The 16,169-nt window shown below is 55.8% G+C and carries 14 protein-coding genes, 1 tRNA gene and 1 pseudogene; 2 read left to right on the top strand and 14 right to left on the bottom strand.

The features are described from left to right. The first annotated feature begins 11 nt into the window (after nucleotides 1–11). Nucleotides 12–1,607 (top strand): hypothetical protein, encoded by a 1,596-nt coding sequence (locus CLU94_RS27930; protein ID WP_143451354.1) that lies wholly within the window; start codon nucleotides 12–14, stop codon nucleotides 1,605–1,607. A gap of 1,295 nt (nucleotides 1,608–2,902) precedes the next feature. Here CLU94_RS27930 and CLU94_RS05740 read toward each other — a convergent pair. The 3 genes from CLU94_RS05740 to CLU94_RS05750 all read right to left on the bottom strand — a co-directional run bounded on the left by CLU94_RS05740 (nucleotide 2,903) and on the right by CLU94_RS05750 (nucleotide 5,468). Continuing rightward, nucleotides 2,903–3,295 (bottom strand): GFA family protein, encoded by a 393-nt coding sequence (locus tag CLU94_RS05740; RefSeq protein WP_099664941.1) that lies wholly within the window; start codon nucleotides 3,293–3,295, stop codon nucleotides 2,903–2,905. 156 nt (nucleotides 3,296–3,451) lie between these two features. Further along, nucleotides 3,452–3,691, bottom strand: a complete 240-nt coding sequence (locus tag CLU94_RS05745; protein WP_077401383.1) for a hypothetical protein — start codon at nucleotides 3,689–3,691, stop codon at nucleotides 3,452–3,454. Between the two features lie 466 nt (nucleotides 3,692–4,157). Next, nucleotides 4,158–5,468, bottom strand: coding sequence for a serine hydrolase domain-containing protein (locus CLU94_RS05750; RefSeq protein ID WP_257218689.1), 1,311 nt, complete (start codon nucleotides 5,466–5,468; stop codon nucleotides 4,158–4,160). Between the two features lie 101 nt (nucleotides 5,469–5,569). Between CLU94_RS05750 and CLU94_RS05755 the strand changes: the two genes are divergently transcribed. Then, nucleotides 5,570–6,685, top strand: coding sequence for a DUF3667 domain-containing protein (locus CLU94_RS05755; protein ID WP_099664943.1), 1,116 nt, complete (start codon nucleotides 5,570–5,572; stop codon nucleotides 6,683–6,685). A gap of 417 nt (nucleotides 6,686–7,102) precedes the next feature. Here the strand turns inward: CLU94_RS05755 and CLU94_RS05760 are convergent, their stop codons facing one another. From CLU94_RS05760 to CLU94_RS05810, 11 genes and pseudogenes are all read right to left on the bottom strand, one after another. Further along, the gene (locus CLU94_RS05760; protein WP_143451355.1) at nucleotides 7,103–8,527 is read right to left on the bottom strand and encodes a hypothetical protein; all 1,425 of its coding nucleotides are present in this window, start codon (nucleotides 8,525–8,527) and stop codon (nucleotides 7,103–7,105) included. 440 nt (nucleotides 8,528–8,967) lie between these two features. Beyond that, on the bottom strand, nucleotides 8,968–9,705 hold the full coding sequence (locus CLU94_RS05765) for an immunity 52 family protein (protein ID WP_099664945.1): 738 nt from the start codon (nucleotides 9,703–9,705) through the stop codon (nucleotides 8,968–8,970). 4 nt (nucleotides 9,706–9,709) lie between these two features. After that, nucleotides 9,710–10,309 carry a Tox-REase-5 domain-containing protein gene (locus CLU94_RS05770; protein ID WP_099664946.1) on the bottom strand — a complete coding sequence of 200 codons (600 nt, stop codon included), beginning with the start codon at nucleotides 10,307–10,309 and terminating at the stop codon, nucleotides 9,710–9,712. Further along, nucleotides 10,309–10,656 carry a hypothetical protein gene (locus CLU94_RS05775; RefSeq protein WP_099664947.1) on the bottom strand — a complete coding sequence of 116 codons (348 nt, stop codon included), beginning with the start codon at nucleotides 10,654–10,656 and terminating at the stop codon, nucleotides 10,309–10,311. Before CLU94_RS05775 ends, CLU94_RS05770 begins: the two co-directional genes overlap by 1 nt. Next, the gene (locus CLU94_RS05780) at nucleotides 10,640–11,149 is read right to left on the bottom strand and encodes a DUF4123 domain-containing protein (RefSeq protein ID WP_099664948.1); all 510 of its coding nucleotides are present in this window, start codon (nucleotides 11,147–11,149) and stop codon (nucleotides 10,640–10,642) included. Before CLU94_RS05780 ends, CLU94_RS05775 begins: the two co-directional genes overlap by 17 nt. Further along, nucleotides 11,146–11,562 (bottom strand): PAAR domain-containing protein, encoded by a 417-nt coding sequence (locus CLU94_RS05785; protein WP_099668180.1) that lies wholly within the window; start codon nucleotides 11,560–11,562, stop codon nucleotides 11,146–11,148. Before CLU94_RS05785 ends, CLU94_RS05780 begins: the two co-directional genes overlap by 4 nt. A 460-nt stretch (nucleotides 11,563–12,022) precedes the next feature. Further along, nucleotides 12,023–12,238: a hypothetical protein gene (locus CLU94_RS05790; protein WP_099664949.1), complete on the bottom strand. Its 216-nt coding sequence runs from the start codon at nucleotides 12,236–12,238 to the stop codon at nucleotides 12,023–12,025. Further along, nucleotides 12,235–12,456 (bottom strand): annotated as a pseudogene (locus tag CLU94_RS05795) (phage portal protein); the annotation flags it as partial. The gene CLU94_RS05790 and the pseudogene CLU94_RS05795, both read right to left, overlap by 4 nt. A 252-nt stretch (nucleotides 12,457–12,708) precedes the next feature. Further along, nucleotides 12,709–12,798 (bottom strand) — tRNA-Ser (locus CLU94_RS05800). Nucleotides 12,799–12,919: 121 nt separating this feature from the next. Continuing rightward, a complete protein-coding gene (locus tag CLU94_RS05805) occupies nucleotides 12,920–14,965 on the bottom strand; it encodes a putative bifunctional diguanylate cyclase/phosphodiesterase (protein WP_099664950.1) in 2,046 nt (681 codons plus the stop codon). A gap of 1 nt (nucleotide 14,966) precedes the next feature. Beyond that, entirely contained in the window at nucleotides 14,967–16,055 is a 1,089-nt protein-coding gene (locus tag CLU94_RS05810; protein ID WP_306558294.1) for an EAL and HDOD domain-containing protein, read from the bottom strand. Between the last annotated feature and the right edge of the window lie 114 nt (nucleotides 16,056–16,169).

Below are 16,169 nucleotides of genomic sequence, written 5' to 3' on the forward strand. Positions count from 1 at the left end.
CGGTTTAGCTGATGATGTTTCGTCTAATATCAGTGCTTCTGGTGCTTGCGCTTGCATTGGGCCCAGCATTCGGAACAGGTTCATTTTCACCAAAACGTGCAGAACACCTGTTTGTAAAAGGACTTGCCTATACTACGCCGGCCGAACCGCTTGCCGATTTTGTTGCTAAAACTGTGACAGACATTGCACGTAGCTCAGGTGATGGACGACAAGTTCAAGTTAATCGATCATTCAATCACCACAATATTAACGTTTTACTACTTGATTTTCGGCGGATTCCCTCGACTCTTATTCCTGCTCCTAGCTCTGGCCTTTACTCGATTCGTCCCAATGTTTTGGTGATCGATGTTAACATGGCTCAATCATTAGTTCTAAACGCGTTCAACGACTCAGTGAGTTTCACGCAAATGCTCATGAGTCTTGATGCGCGTGCAAAGAAAGACATTAAAGAAAGTGATACGTTGCTTGACCCTGCATCGGAAGGAACACTTGCATTTCACCTCAGATTACGAAACCTAAGGTATCAAGATGAGGTAGGAAAACTTGGAGATGCGATTGTTTTACAAAATAATGATTCAAGAATGCAAAGGATATTGGGCCTTGCATTCGTGTTTCCTATCGGACATGAGCTCTTTCATTTGCGCACAACTGCACGATGGCTACCTCGTATCTCATATTTTATTGAACGAGAAGAGGCGCAAGCAGACAACCACGCACGTAAGCTGATCGAACAGCTCGTCTCTAGGAGTTCGAAGCCTGGGTCAGGAGAATTCCTAGATCCCCAGCTAAGCGTACTTTCGATGCGGCATTTTCAAGATATCGTACTTTCTGATTTGTTTCACGGTTTTCGAGGTTTAGACGCCGAAGACTATCTTGCAGTGCTCTTCCACCGTTCATGTAAACTAGCGAAGCGCATTCCTTGGCCGCAAAGGTTTCACAATCCTGATGTCGTCTTTCAAGCTGCAGAACGAGGTTTTCCTATACTAAGTGAAAGGGAATTTGCACAAATTGGCCACCGTCTGAGGCGCTTCAGTAACGAAACTCACGGAGGCTTGCTACAGCGCATACTTCAAATGCGAACTGCCTTCAAGAAAAATGAGAATTGGGTACAGGCCGTTGACTCTGGATTCCAATATGCGGAAATCCTAAACTCAGCTTATTTTTCTCCTGTCGGTCCCAGCGCGTTGACCCAGAAGGATGACGGCGCGGCCATAGCGGGGAATCTTAGCTTGAAAGGTCTTTTGAATCAGCTAGTAGCGCAGCGTGACTGGCAACGTGGCGCTGGTTGTAGCCATGGAGAGTGCGGCTTACTGCTTTGGAGTGATGGCTATATGGAAGCAAACCTTCGTAATGGAATTGTTCTGAACTTGCGTATTGTTGAGCCATTTAACGGAGATGAACTGCCTCGTACCCGCAGCACTGTCGCCTATTTTTTTGGAAATCAAGAAGCCGATCGGCTCCAGCGTGAAATAAGAGGATTGGATGCAACCTGCAAGGTGGGGACCTTTGCACATGAGAATTCTTCTTATATCGTGCTCTCACACGTGCTCAATGAGACGGGTATTATCGAAACTGAAATTCAAATAAAAACATTAAAAACCAATTAAATTATTTAAAATTTCAAAAATAACCAAACAAAGACAGTACATCCTCGTAGTCTTACAGCATTAAAAATTCCTCCTTACATATCAAACAAACCAGTTGCACATTTAACAAAAACATCAAAGACACAAAAAACTCACCCTATCAAAAAAATCCAAATTATTTCACACTATTTTCCAGAATAATTCCCTTTTATATCAGACTCCACTTTCATTCCCATCTCCCAACTCAATAAACCAGAATCGGAATGTTTTTTCATTCTACATTTTATCGAATTTCCAGACCGAAAAATACAAATACTACCGGAAATATTCCTTCAAAAACAATCCGATTAAGTATGCAATATTAGACTCCATTCAATCAAAAAGCCACATAAGAAAAAGCACTGCAACCCCAAATAAAAAAACACAAAATTTTCGGTGATTTTCCCAATAGACATTAACGCTTCCCATCATAGCTGTAGCCTTTAGGCAATCAAGAGTTATCTAGTTTCAAGGTCGATGGCACTCTATTGTCATTAGGAATTATTGCAAATCACCCTCAATTCAACCATGAAATCCATTTCCTTGAAAATCCATCATTTTTTACCTGGGGTAGCAGCTAATTTAATTTCGCCTTTTGTCATCTTTTCTCCTAACGTTAAGTCTCCGACAGATCGTTCCGCCGACTCGTAAAAATAGGCTCATAAATCCAATATTCAAGGGAATGGAATTATTTCATTAATCATATAAATTCATATTTCAAAAATAAATACTTTATAAATACGTTACCAACAAGAGCACGACACGAGATTCAGGTCCACCCTTCATACACAAACTGATGCGTTGGGTGCTGTGAAAACTGGCTCAGTCGAAAAAGCTGATTAGAACCACGAACGCGGCCCCTTCGCGGGCAAGGGTTACGGCAGCGCGCAGCGGCAGCAGGTGAAGGATTTGGGAGGACTGGGCAGATAGACCCAGTCCTTCGAATCTTACACGTCGGGCGCGCAGGCGCCCAACGTGTAATCAGAATAGCTAAGTTTCATGCGGCTCTCACGCCTTTGCAACAACCATACCCACTAAAATACTTGCACGCGAAATCGCTATAAAAAAGCTTTTGAGTATCTGCATCCCGTGCATGCTGACGCCAAGCAGGGACACGCATGAGGAATTGGCGGAACTAGAATGCGAAGGGACTTATGATCGGGTTGCGAAGTTCGGGTCACTCTGAGAGTATCAATCCTGACAGCCAACGAGCATCGACATTCTTTGGAGTGGCAGGAATGCGATAAAAAAGCCAGTCAAATGACTGGCTTTTCTTATTATGTCGGACTTTCTTGAAACTGTTTTGCACTATCACAAATCTCATACCATGCAGGCTTGGAGCCAACATGCACATGGAATTGTATTCTTGCCTCAGGGTCATCATCCAGGCAATTGACTGAGATTGGAAATGAATCATTCTCTGAGCCAATTTCCCCTAAAGAAGTTCCGCATTTTTTGCAAAAAGTTCTTGCATATGTAAACGGAGGCTCCGGCTCATAGCGTTGAATGAATTCCCGTCCCGCCAGCAAGGTAAATGAATTTTTATCAACGAAGGCCAGGGCGCTCGCTCCGGCCTTCCGACAACGGGAACAGTGACACATGCCCATCATGGCCGGGGGAGATGCCAATTCAAACTTTACCGAGCCACAGCAGCAACTGCCTTTGATCATGAGGAGTCCTTTTTGAAAGTTGACACTGTATTTTTACACAGTATTTCCAAAAAGACAAGTCAAGCATGATTCAGAAAGCTCCGTGCGCGCGCGGGACTGCCGCGCAGCGGGGAATTGCTGCCGCATCACCGGATACCGGCAGACTATTCTTGGCCATCAGGGCCAGATCATCTCCAGACCGACCATCTTGACGACGAAGAAGGTGACGAGCCCCAGGCCCAGGAGCGTGAGCACGAAGAGTGCGGCCACCTTGCCGCCCGCCCGCAGCACCGCGCGCGCCTCCTGCTCTTTCCCCTTCTTCCCTTGATCGTAATGCCACTTGATGGCGAAGAACATGCCCGTGCAAAGCACGAGAGCCTTGAACGTAACGAAGACTATAGGGGTCCAATCCATCATTTTGAGTATTTCCAGGTGTTATTACTTGATACTGTCTATCGTGAGGAGCACTTCCCCAAAACGCTGCTTCCGCAACTACGGTTCAAACCATCCCCCAGGGCATCCTGCGCGACTCTTTCATTATAGCCAGCTATGAAATATCAAGAGCACCGAGCGCCGTGATTTGCCGAATGCGGATGAGCGAGGTGAAAACGTCAGCGACGGCCATGCAAGGATGGTGTTGCTGCAGGTTCTGACACATACTACTTTAAAACAATATCCATACATTGAGACAAAATGTCCCAGTTGCAAACCATACAAGATTAAAACCTGACCATCTGCTTGCCGCGCCTGGCCGGAAATGAAGGGCCACGTTTGTTGCGGGTTGCGGAGGCGTTGCAGGCGGCGGTGGCGGAAGGATTGCTGACACCGGGTGACCGCCTGCCTCTGCAGCGCCGGTTGGCGGCACGTGTGCATCCCCCTCGAATTACTCAGGGAAACCATTGCCAACTGCAATAGTCGCCGCCTTCACCGCAATCATTTCGGCCCCCGGGAGGCCCCTGTCAGCATTGGTCAGCACCGCCACATACAGCTGTTTCTCGGGCAGACGCAAAGCGTAGGTGGAAAAGCCGGGAATGCCGCCGCCATGTGACTGCATTGGCATGCCGCGCATCTTGCGCACGCTCCATCCATAGCCATAGGGAACACTTTTGCCGTCGGCCAGGACATGGGCGGTAAACGCTTTCTGCTGGCTGGAAGGCTTAAGCAGTGTGCCGGCGCTGACGGCGGCATCCCAGCGCGCCAGGTCGTCCACCGTGGACACGAGCGCTCCGGCCGCGTACGGCAGCGTCATGCTGACCGCCTTGCCTGGCTCGAAGGCGGAGCCGGTACTGCTGCGCGTATAGCCCCTGGCGCGCATCGCACTGCCACGCTCATGGCCTTCGTACGCGCTGTCGTGCATACCGAGCGGCACGAAGATGCGCTGCTCGACGAATTTGGCATACGACAGGCCTGAGACCTTTTCGATAATTGCACCCAGCAAGAAGTAACCCGAATTACTGTACGCATAGCGCGTGCCTGGCTCGAACTGGAGCGCATCGTTCTTGAAGCTGTCTATCATCTGACTCACCGTCTGATCCGTATTCATTCCCGCCTCAAAGGTCGGCTTGTTGGTAAAGTTTGCGATGCCCGAGGTATGCGTCAGCAGATGTTCGATCGTAATGCGCTTGCCTCCGCTGGGGTAGTCGGGCAGGAACTTCCGGATGTCGTCGTCCAAAGCCAGCTTGCCTTCATCCGCCAGCATCAGGATGCCGGTGGCGGTGAACTGTTTGCTGATTGAAGCGATGCGCATCACGGTGTCCGGGGTCATGGGCAGGCCCTTGGCCACATCGGCCATGCCATACGCCTTGCGAAACACGGTAAGGCCGGCCTGCGTGACGATGACAGTGGCGCCAGGCTCGTTTGCCTTGAACAGGGGCGCGATCTCGCTGTCGATACGTGCGGCCAGCGCCAGTTCTTCGCTGGCCCCAGTGACGCTTGCAGGAGCGGCGGTGGAGGCGGAGTCAGCGTGGCTGGCGGGAGCTTGCAGCACCAAAAGCAATGCCAGCAGCAGCGGTGAGGCGAGGCGACGCGAGTAAAGTTTCAGCATATGGATATCCCGTTGAAAGTGGCTCGGCAGCGCGACCGTTCGCGCCAGCTCAGTAAGGAAGATAAAGAGGATGACGGCAAAGAACCAGCGGCTTGCGACGAACTGCGTTTTCGGCGGACAAGCGGAAGAAAAACGTCGTTTTTTTAGCACGCACCGGGCTGGTCGAACGGATTGCCGTTTTTGCCAGTATTTACTTGAACATACAGGCGCCTTGTTGCACAATCAGCCATTTTCCTGGTAGGAGATGCACGATGAGTGACCAGAAAGGGGCCGGCGCCCTGACGATGGCAGATGTGACGGCCAGCGAGATCGCGGGCGATCAAACGCCGCAGCCGGCCGGTGCCGCGCCCTTGGCGAACTGCGCCAACTGCCAGGCGCCGCTGGGCGGCGCGTTTTGCCAGGCCTGCGGCCAGCCGGCCCACATCCACCATTCGCTGCTGCACCTGGCCGAAGAAGTCGTGCACGGCATCCTGCACTTCGACGCCAAGGCTTGGAAGACGCTCCCGCTGCTGGTGGCCTTTCCGGGCCGCCTGACGCGCCGCTACATCGACGGCCAGCGCAAGAACTATGTTTCGCCGCTGGCGCTGTTCCTGTTCATGGTCTTCCTGACCTTCTTCGTCACCTCGTTCGGCAGCGGCCAGCTTCTCAGCCGCGACGCCAATATCGCCTCGCTGACCAACCACGCCGCGTCCGCCAAGCTCCGGGTCGAGCGCAATGAGCAGGCGCTGGAGGAGGCCCGCAAGGCCAATACCGGGGTCGCTGGTGTCGAAAAGGCGCTGGCCGTTTCGCGCAAGCTGCAACACGAAGCCGAGCAACGCCTGCTGTACGTCGCATCGCCCGAAAAAGTGAACAGTGAGGAGGCAATTGAGCTGAGAGAGCCCGGCTGGTTCGACAAGACTGTCTCCAGGATCGCGTCCAGCCCGCCCAATCCCGACGCCACTTTTCCTGAGCTGGAAAAAAGCTTTCATCACGCCGCAGAGAATCCCGAGTTGGCGTTTTACAAGCTCAAGAACACGATCTACAAGTTCTCGTTCCTGCTGATCCCGATCTCGCTGCCCTTCATGTGGCTGATGTTTTTCTGGAAGCCTGGCGTGACCATGTACGAGCATGCGGTGTTCGTGCTGTACTCGCTGTGCTTCATGTCTTTGCTGTTGACCGTGCTGATACCGCTATCGATACTCAACCAGGGCTGGCTGATCGGATTGCTGGTGTGCCTGGCGCCCCCGCTGCACATGTTTCTGCAGCTACGCGGCACCTATAACCTGGGCAAATGGGGCGCGCTGTGGCGCACCTGCATGCTGCTGGTAGTGGCCAACATCGTGTTTTGCGTGTTCCTCGTGCTGGTGTTGATGAAGAGCGTGCATTAGCAGTACGAGGGGCAGGTCTGCGATTCGGATACGGACTGATGCGTTGGGTGCTGTAGAAGCCGGCTCAGTTGAAGACCTAATTGGAAACACGAACGTGCGCTCTCGGCGCGCGGGGCTGCCGCGCAACGGCATTCGGGGCGGGCTGGACCGGTAGGCCCAGCCCTTCGAATCTCACACGCAGGGCGCGAAGGCGCCCTGCTTGTTTCAGATAGGCAATAAAAACCGCCTTCGGGTGGTTTTTTATTGCCTAGCGGACGCGGTGAGTTGCACACATCAAGAATTGATGCGGCTTGCAAGCTGATTCACAATCTTATGCCTACAAAAATGCCTACAACGCCACGCTACCCGACAGCATCACATCGCTCTTATTAGAGTCCACGACCGAAAGCAATATTGCCAGAAGCATTGTTGACCGGATCAATTTTCTTTCTTGGGTTCATCCGATGCAACGATCAACTTCGCGGCTTCGACAACCTTCACAGCTTCAGCCTTCGCACTCTTTGCTTGCTGAAGGCTTTCGCTGACCATCGCCATTATTTTCGCTGGTAGATCGGGCGCCACTTTTATCGCATCTTTTACCGTGTCCGAATTGAGCAATTCTGACCAAGGAGAACCATGCTGTTCCGCCTCCACCAACCTCAACGGTGCTTCATCCAAGCGCGTCAATGCGGAGCGGAAAAGCGTCGCCTGAAACTCAGGATCTAGAACAGCAGCCTCTTTCCGGTAACCTTCATAGGCTTTGGCAACCGATGCTTTGAAGGCATAGTCCTCCGACAAGCGGAATCGCTGTCCAATCTGTTTGGTGGCTAACCAAGAAAACCATAGGGGGGCGCCTATTCCTAAGAAGGCAAGGAGTATCTGAGCAACTATGGCAGGCCAGTTTGGATTGTCTGCTCGCAGCTCCGCGGCCAATGAAGACAAACGGATGATTCCAATTACAGAGCCGGCGATCAAGGCTGCGACCAAGCCCCCGACCCATAACTGCATAGAACTACCCAGCGAGGCAGCTTTTTGATCGAATGCTCCTGCTAGTCCTTTGGTCGTTGTGATGTGGTAGGCCTCTTCACACTTTGCGATGAGTTTTTCAGCTATGTCTTCATTTTTTTTCATGCTATCCAAAGTAGCCTGGATCTTCTTCTGCATGTCATCCAATGCATTCTCGGTTTTCACCTGAACCTCGCCCCAGACAGTACTGGCTCGACTCTCTATAGAATCAAGTACTACCGCCGCCTTTGTTGCTGACTCGGCGCTTTTGGACGCATTTCTGTCGGTTTCTTGAGCGGTCTGCTCGACTGCCTCCCGCGCCTCCCTCAAAGCTTGCAAATCCAACTCAAGATTTTCTGCAACATGATGCGCGGCATTGATTGCGGTAACTTTGCTGGTAAGGTCCGGAATAGCCGCCTCAATGTCTTCCACGCGGCGTTGTGCGGCAACCGAGCGTCTGGCAAGCTGGGCTGGCAAAGCAGCATTTGGTACGGCCATCCATCCTGTCGAAGGTAGCAATTTATTACGTATAAATTGTAAGGTCTCAAGCATGGCGGGGAACCCCTGCACGTTCCCGGTGTAGGTGTTTGGCAGCGTCTGGGTCTGCATCACAGAAATACGATGTGGCAAATGCAATACCCATGGTTTCATCTCTTCGGGGTATTGTTCGGCGTTCACGGTGCGTAGGTCATCGGAGATACTGCGAGCGATCCAAGAGAAATCTTGCCGGTTTAAAGCTGGAGCTGGCCATCCCCAGTGATCACTGAAAATCTGGTCCGTATTATGGGGAAATGAACTCACTATTTCATCAGCGAACTGGTCGAGTGCGGCACACACTAAGGATAAATCTTGATGCATAGCTTGCTCCTCCCCGGAAAATAAATTATCCAAATGGTAACATGCGAGTGAGACTAACAATCAGAAATTGTCAATGCGACGCGAGGGGAATATCCGCCATCCAGACACGGGCTGACGCGCGGGGGCGTAGAAGCTGGCTCAGTCGGAAAGCAAACTAGGACCAAGACCGCGCGTATGCGGCGCTCGAGGCTGCCGCGTAGCCGCAGTTTAAGGAATCGGGGCGGGCTGGGCCGGTAGGCCCATCCCTTCGAGCGTCACGAACAGTTTAACCCGTCGCCAGTTTTCAAGTCTTCAAAATACTTCATACAGTTCAAATGCTTACGCGTAATTTTGTTCCGCACGCAATGTTTTTCCACCACCTTGCAACGCACTGTTTTCACCGCCCCACACGGACGATGCGGAAACGTTTTTTGTGCAAGTGTGGTCTGTACAGCCAGCGCTTAGTGGTCCGCGAAAGGAGGTAGTAAGTCTTGATCGACCAAACGGATTTCGATGGCGTTGGCTATCTTGACGTGCTCAGGGTTCTCGTCCGAGAACGGCACGTCGGTGACACTGACAATGATGGTGCCGATTTGTTTATCGTTATCCTTCTCGTCCGTGATCATCACAGGCACAAGCGCGCGGGCCTCTGGCACTTGCTGGACCGCCAGCACGCGCGGAAGGTAGAGCATCCAGCCTACGCCAGGCCGATCCTGGAATACCTGCTTCTCAAAATACTGATAGCGTGCGACATTGATGATGCTAGGTTGAAGACTACCGGCAATCATTGAGAGAAGCTCTATCACGCCATCAAGCCCCCCAAGACGTTGAATACCTTCGCCTTGATAATTAATCTCAAGGCTCCAGGCAGGCCAGTCCTCATCGTGAAACTGAAAAGTAATAGTCGCTCCATCGCCTTGCTTAAGTTCTCCATTCCATGCAGCAAAATAACGAATATTGTCGCCTTTAAACTCTGTTTCGAGTACCGCCTCGGCTGCAGGGGTGAGTTCTCCCAGGGCGTCGAAAGCTGGGTATCGAAGCGACTCCTCTTCGGTATCCCCCATCAGGAACCACTGTTTTCCCAGGGGATCAGTTTTTTGCAGAAATCGGACGATAGGCCCAATCTGTTCGACATTGGACCGGAAGGCTAACGATGTGCCGGGTGTCAGTTTTTTGAATGCGGCTTTTATTATGGTCATAATATTATGGAATGTGAAGGACGGATATTCCCAAACTGAGTAACTTTGGCTTCATATATCTGCAAGCCATCGCGGTTTGGAAGTAATACGTTAATGCGGCCGGTTTGTTTCTGCCTACGATTATTGATTGGGCCAGGGCCTGTTTCCCCATGTCAACGAAAATTTTTTCTTGAAAGGGGTATAGAAACTCACCTTCTCTATTAAAAAACTGATCGTATTCTGCTTTTGCCTCTTGCAACAAGCACATGCCAGATTTAAAGCCGTCGAAGTCTTTTCCTTCAAATAACCATTCCATGCCTGTAGGAAATCCCGTTATTCTGGCCTGATACTCCATCGAGTTTTGCGACATGTGGTGATTGACAGGCATAAGAGCACCACGGTCCGGCGGGCACTCTTTGCACTTTTCTTTTTCTTTCGTTGTGGCCTCCGTGCGCGCAATCGCGCCTGATTTAGCCTTATCGGCCTCTTCCTGGCGTTTGCGTGCCTGCTCAAGCGCCGCTTCGCCCGCAGCGCCGGCGGCGAGGCCGACACCGAGTGCAGCCAGTACACGCACTGCAACGGCCTCAACGACAGGAATGACGACAGGAATGAAAATTGCTGGCATCAGTTCATTCCCTGTAATTTGTTGCGCATGATTGCATCGATTTCATCTAGGCGCTGCTCCGGAGTCGCGCCGCGTTTACATAGATAGCCATTGACCAACGGATCATCATGAATGCGTACGGCATCAGCAGACAGGTACATCAATCGCATAATGTGCGGCGTACTGGTGAAACCCACACGGGCAGCATAGTCATGCGCATTCTGCATACGTGCCAGAACGGCCTCCCGGCCGGGCTGTACAAGCATGTCAGGCCGGTTAGCAAGGAACCCATCGCATACCATTGAGACGAACTGGCGGGCTTCGCCTTGCTGCAGGGCCTGCCACTGTTCCTCAGTGAGCGTCAGCATGTTGCCTCCCGACCCAAACACGCTGCCCGTTGTGCAGCAGGTGCCACTCGTAAATATGGCTGAAAAATTCCTCCCGCTGCCCGGCATCGAGCGTCTGAGCAAGGTTGGCCAAGACGCGTGGGTCCCAAAAACGCAGCAAGGCGCTACGGCCATCCGGCAGGCGCACCTCCAGCCTCAGTTGCAACAGTTGCGCGAGTCCATCCAAGTCTTGTGGCGAGATCAGCCAAGACAGAGAAGGAGTATCGCGCTCAAGCGCAGTCAGCTCTTCGACAAAAGACTCCGCCACGCTGGCCACATCGACCAGCCAAGGCCCGGCATGCCTGAGCGCAGCGTCCGGGGTGCCTCTGAATAGGGGAAAAAGTCCGGTGCCGGCCAGTAGCCGCTTGTTGCGTTGGGTTTGGTACTGAGCACCATCCACCAAGGCGTATAAGTGTAGCTCGGGCATCGCGTCGCGTCGCTGTTCCCACCGAATTCTGACGTCAAGCATCGTCATTCGCGGATCACCACGGGACTGCCAACGTGGGCAGCCTTGAGCAGGCAATCAAGACAGATGCCCGACGATGTGACGGCCGCGATCTGAGGCGTGGCCTCCAGAGCTGCGATCTTGTCTTCGGCTGCCGGGTCGCCCATTGACGATTCGTCCGACCAGCTCGTGGTTATTTGGCCGGAAATCAGTTTCGCACCGCAAGCGGTCATATCCATGTGACGCGCATAGCCGTTGCCGCTGCCATCCACCAGGTCGCTCGGACCGGACTTGATGGCGAAAGCCCCCTTACACTTGGGACACACTGTCATGTCACCCACGCGCGCGACATACTTGCCGTTGATATCGACGGTGAGATCGGCGCTGATGACTGTGCCGCCGTGACTGGTCTTGTCGCCCAAGACGATGAGGGGTCTGTTCAAATGATGCTCCTGTATGGGATGCCGCCACGCGATAAGTTGCATTTATAGCATACTTTTTAAATATGCCTGATAAGCACGATTCAAAACTCATAGAACTGGCTCGCGAATCGGAGCTCAATGATTCAGCGCGTTAAAGCCGATATCTACTCGAACGCCGCACCGCACGAAAAACTGCTCAAAGTGCGTCAAAATGCGTCAAATCGCACTCCCCCTCTTCGCCCCGCCACGCCAGTCCTCATGCGCCTTCGGCCATGGCGCACATTTGAGTCAAAAGAGCCCTAACTAGCGGGCAGGTGTGGAGGGGGGGGACAACTGCGCGCGCCGGGCCGAAACGGGCTTTTTTCTTGCTTCTGGCGCAACATCAATCGTCGGGACGTGAAAAAGCCGCCTCATGGGCGGCTTGTGGGGCGGCTGGGGGCGCTGGCACCGCCCCGCCCTACCGGCTATCGCGGCGTGGCGCTCATCCTGCGCGGCCGGCGCGGGCCTTGGCCGCCTGCTCCTTGTCGTAGTCGTCGCGGCAGTCCGCATCGCAGAATAGCAGCGCGGGCGCCAGCGGCTCGTCGCAGTAATGGCAGCAGCCATGTACCACCAGCGCGGGCCGGCGACGCAAGTCAGCCAAGCCCCGCGCCACCTCCGCAAAGATGATCTTGTCGGTGTTGTCGATGTGGTCGCTCATGCCGCGCCCTCCCCGCTCGTGGCCAGGTCATACGGGGCGAAGCGCAACACCTCCACGCCGGCCCACTCGTTGATCGCCATGAACTGTGCCTGCAGCGGCACCAGCTCGTTGCGCGCGAAGACGCGCGCGGCAGGCTCGACGGCGCCGAAGCCGCCGGCATTGTTCGGCAAGATGCCCATGAGCTGCGGCGGCACGCGGTGCGCGGCCAGTAGGTCGTCGGGGCAAGAGGGTCAGGACAACGGACTGATGCATTGGGTGCTGGGGGAGCTGGCTCAGTTGAAGACCTAGTTAGAACCACGAACGCGCGCCCTTGGCGCGCGGAGCTGCCGCGCAGCGGCAGCAGGTGGAGGATTCGGGGCGGGCTGGGCCGGTAGGCCCAGCCCTTCGAATCTCACACGCAGGGCGCGAAGGCGCCCTGCTCGCTTCCGACAGGCAATAAAAAACCGCCCGAAGGCGGTTTCTTTATTTCCTGGCGGAAGCGGTGAGATTCGAACTCACGAACAGTTTAACCCGTCGCCAGTTTTCAAGACTGGTGCCTTCAACCACTCGGCCACGCTTCCAGATGGCAGCATTATACATAAAGGTCCGTGGCTTACCAATGGCGAGTAGTCGGTGGGGCGCATTTAAGCCCCAAAGCGGCCTCTGGGGTCAGTGAGCTGCGCCGGTACGCCAACGGAATTCCTACACGCCCCAGTTTTCCCGCAGCGCCTTCTCGAACTCCGCTGCCGGCAGCGGGCGCGAGAACAGGTAGCCCTGCACCTCGTCACAGCCCGAACTCTTCAGGAAGGCCAGCTGTTCCGTCGTTTCCACGCCTTCCGCGATCACCTTGTGGTGCAGCTGCTGGGCGATGCTGATGATGGTGCTGGCGATGGCGCAGTCGCTGGCGTCGGTGGGGATGCCGGTGGTAAAAGACCGGTCGATCTTCAGGGTGTCGATGGGGAAACGTTTCAAATAGGACAAGCTTGAATAGCCGGTGCCGAAGTCGTCCAGCGACAGGGCCACGCCCAGGGCCGTGATGCGGTCCATGATGCCGATGACGCGCTCGATGTTGTGCATCAGGGTGCTTTCCGTGATTTCCAGCTCCAGCCAGGCCGCTTCCAGGCCGTAGCGGGCCAGGGTCGCCGCCACCCTGGCGGGCAAGGCTGCCGTGAATTCGCGGGCGGAGACGTTCACGGCCAGGCGGATCGGCGGCAGGCCGGCCAGTTTCCATGCCTGCGCCTGGGCGCAGGCCGCTTCCAGCACCCATTCACCCACTTGCACGACCAGGCCCGTCGATTCGGCCAGGGGGATGAATTCGGCCGGCGGGATCATGCCGTGCTGCGGGTGGTGCCAGCGCACCAGGGCTTCGGCGCCGATGATGCGGCCGCTGCCCAGCGCGTATTTCGGCTGGTAGTGCAGCAACAGTTGCTGCTCGGACAAGGCCTGGCGCAAGCCTGTTTCCAGGCGCATGCGCGCCTGCATGCCCAGGTTCATGTCCTGACTGTAGAAAGCCACGCTTTCCCCTTCGCCGCCGCTGTCCTGCTTGGCGCGGTACATGGCGATATCGGCCTGGCGCAGCAGGGTTTCCGCATCCTGCCCGTCCTGCGGATACACGCTGATGCCGATGCTGGCGCCCACGCGCAGGTCGTGGCCTTCGATCAGGAACGGTTCCACCAGCGAGCTCAACAGCTTTTGCGCCACCATGCTGGCCTCGAAATGCTGGCCGATGTCGAACAGGCCGACGGCGAACTCGTCGCCGCCCAGGCGCGCCACCAGGTCCTGGTCGCGCAAGGCATGGCGGAAACGCAGCGAGACTTGCCGCAGCAGTTCGTCGCCGATGCGCCGGCCCAGGGTGTCGTTGATCAGTTTAAAGCGGTTCAGGTCGATGAACAGCACGCAGCCGAGCATCTTGCTGCGCTGCGCCACGGAGAGGGCCTGGTCGACCAGCTTGGCCAGCAAGGTGCGGTTAGGCAGGCTGGTCAGCGGGTCGTAATACGCCAGGTGGTGCAAGCGCTCTTCGGCCAGCTTGCGCTCCGTGATATCCGTCAGGTAGGCGATGAGTCCGATGGGCTTGTCGTCCAGGTCTTGCAGCGGTGACAAGGACAGGCTGGCCCAGAAGATCTCGCCTGACTTCTTTCGGCGGCGCACCTCCATCAGGCGTCCTCCCTGCTCCAGGAAGGCGTCGTGGAAACCCGTGTCTTCATCGTCGTACAGGAACAGGATGTTGCGCCCCACGGCTTCCACCGAGGTGTAGCCGAACAGGCGCTCGGCGCCCTTGTTCCAGCTGGTGATGTAGCCCGTCAAGTCCATCGTCAGCACGGATTCGTGCAACTGGTCGAGGATTTGCGTCTGCTGCGCCAGCAAGGCTTCGACTTGCGCGTAAGCGTGCGTGGAGCGTTGCGCCAGCGAATGCACTTGCAAGACGCCCGCCGTCAAGGATGCCAGGCTGGCCAGGTGGCGGCGGTCGGCGTCGCTGTACAGGCTGCGTCCGGCCACGCTGTAATGGCCGAAACAGTGGCCATCAAAACTGATTTCTTGCAGCAAGGCCGGCGTATCGCGGGGAAACGGCGCGGGCGGCGCAGCGGCGTCCAGGCTGGCCGCGGGCAGGAACTGGCCGTGCGGGCTGGCCATCACGGCGCTGGCGATGCGGCCCAGCTCAGCGACCAGCGCGGGGCCGCGCAAACGCACGACGGCGTCGCACAGGGCGGCGCTGTCACCGAGGAAATCCGACACCGGAAACAGGGTCATGCTAGAGGTTCCGGCTGACCTGGATGGCCCATTGGTAGGCCTGCAGCAGGCTGCGCCAATAGGTTTCTCCATCGATGCCGGCGCGGCGCAAGCCCTCGGGCGGCGGCGCGGCGCTTTCGACCAGCGCCAGCAAGGTGCCCAGCTCGCCATTGCGTTCGAGCAAGGCGACGCTCACTTCCGGCGCCAGGTTCAGGGTGGCGATGATCTCTTCCATCGGCATGCCCAGCAGGACGTCGAGCAGCGAAAACACGCCCGCCATGAAGGCCAGGTCTTGCGCGTCGCGGTCGCCGCCGCGCAGCTGGCACAGCGCTTCCATCTGCGCCGCGCGCACGGCCGCCAGCGGCAGCAGCGCGTGGATCTTGCCATCGTCCTGTTGCCGTGCATACAGCAGCAGTTGCAGCCAGCGCTGCAGCTGGCGCCGGCCCAGCAAAGTGATGGCCTGGCTGAAGCTGGTGATCGGCGCCGTGAAACCGAAGGCGGCTGAATTGACCAGTTTCAACAAATGATAGCTGAGCGATGGATCTTGCTTGAGCGGCACTTCCAGCTCGTGCGCGTCGGCATCGCGGGCCAGCAAGCCAAGCAGCGCCAGCAGGCGGCGCCGCGACGTGGCGTCTTCCGGCTCGCTTTGCTGGCGCGCATGGTGCAGCGCGTAATCGCCGGCAAACCAGCTGACGCCGAGTTCTTGCAAGGCGGCAAACTGCCCCGCGTCGGCGATGTTGTAGGCCAGGTGCGGTCCCGCCAGGGGCAGCAACTGGTGCAGGGCCGGACGGGCACCGGACGCGTCAAAGCTTAGCGCGCGCGCGTCGACTTGCGCCGCCGTCACGGGACCGGCTTCGGCGCCATCGAGAATGAGGCGATAGCCGGCGTCGCGCCATTGCCGGCATTTTTTCTGGATGTGCTTGTCGCCGGCAAGATGGGCCGGCAAACGGAAGATGGTGCGTTGCGGCGCCAGTTGCGCCAGCACGGCCTCGTCCACGTCATGCGGGTCGGCCAGGGGAATGATGCAATCGAGCGGCGCCAGGAAGGCATACGCATCGGCGGCGGCCAGCGCTGCCAGCAGCGGCGCCGTCGAGGCCTGCGGTACATGCAAGGTGACAGCGACCCACTCGTTATGAGCATTGGCAACTGCTTGTAATCCCACCAACGGAAACAGGTTTGATTCAGACGCTGACATCGGTATCTCAGTGTGGGTAGGGCGCCATAG

Origin of the sequence: Janthinobacterium sp. 13 (assembly GCF_002749695.1) — a bacterium.
Lineage (GTDB): Bacteria > Pseudomonadota > Gammaproteobacteria > Burkholderiales > Burkholderiaceae_D > Janthinobacterium > Janthinobacterium kumbetense.

Bases quoted from the DNA above. Each gene is read 5' to 3' on its own strand.
- CLU94_RS27930 (WP_143451354.1), top strand. From the start codon at position 12: ATGATGTTTCGTCTAATATCAGTGCTTCTGGTGCTTGCGCTTGCATTG.
- CLU94_RS05740 (WP_099664941.1), bottom strand. From the start codon at position 3,295: ATGATCAAAGGCAGTTGCTGCTGTGGCTCGGTAAAGTTTGAATTGGCA.
- CLU94_RS05745 (WP_077401383.1), bottom strand. From the start codon at position 3,691: ATGATGGATTGGACCCCTATAGTCTTCGTTACGTTCAAGGCTCTCGTG.
- CLU94_RS05755 (WP_099664943.1), top strand. From the start codon at position 5,570: ATGAGTGACCAGAAAGGGGCCGGCGCCCTGACGATGGCAGATGTGACG.
- CLU94_RS05760 (WP_143451355.1), bottom strand. From the start codon at position 8,527: ATGCATCAAGATTTATCCTTAGTGTGTGCCGCACTCGACCAGTTCGCT.
- CLU94_RS05765 (WP_099664945.1), bottom strand. From the start codon at position 9,705: ATGACCATAATAAAAGCCGCATTCAAAAAACTGACACCCGGCACATCG.
- CLU94_RS05770 (WP_099664946.1), bottom strand. From the start codon at position 10,309: ATGCCAGCAATTTTCATTCCTGTCGTCATTCCTGTCGTTGAGGCCGTT.
- CLU94_RS05775 (WP_099664947.1), bottom strand. From the start codon at position 10,656: ATGCTGACGCTCACTGAGGAACAGTGGCAGGCCCTGCAGCAAGGCGAA.
- CLU94_RS05780 (WP_099664948.1), bottom strand. From the start codon at position 11,149: ATGACGATGCTTGACGTCAGAATTCGGTGGGAACAGCGACGCGACGCG.
- CLU94_RS05790 (WP_099664949.1), bottom strand. From the start codon at position 12,238: ATGAGCGACCACATCGACAACACCGACAAGATCATCTTTGCGGAGGTG.
- CLU94_RS05805 (WP_099664950.1), bottom strand. From the start codon at position 14,965: ATGACCCTGTTTCCGGTGTCGGATTTCCTCGGTGACAGCGCCGCCCTG.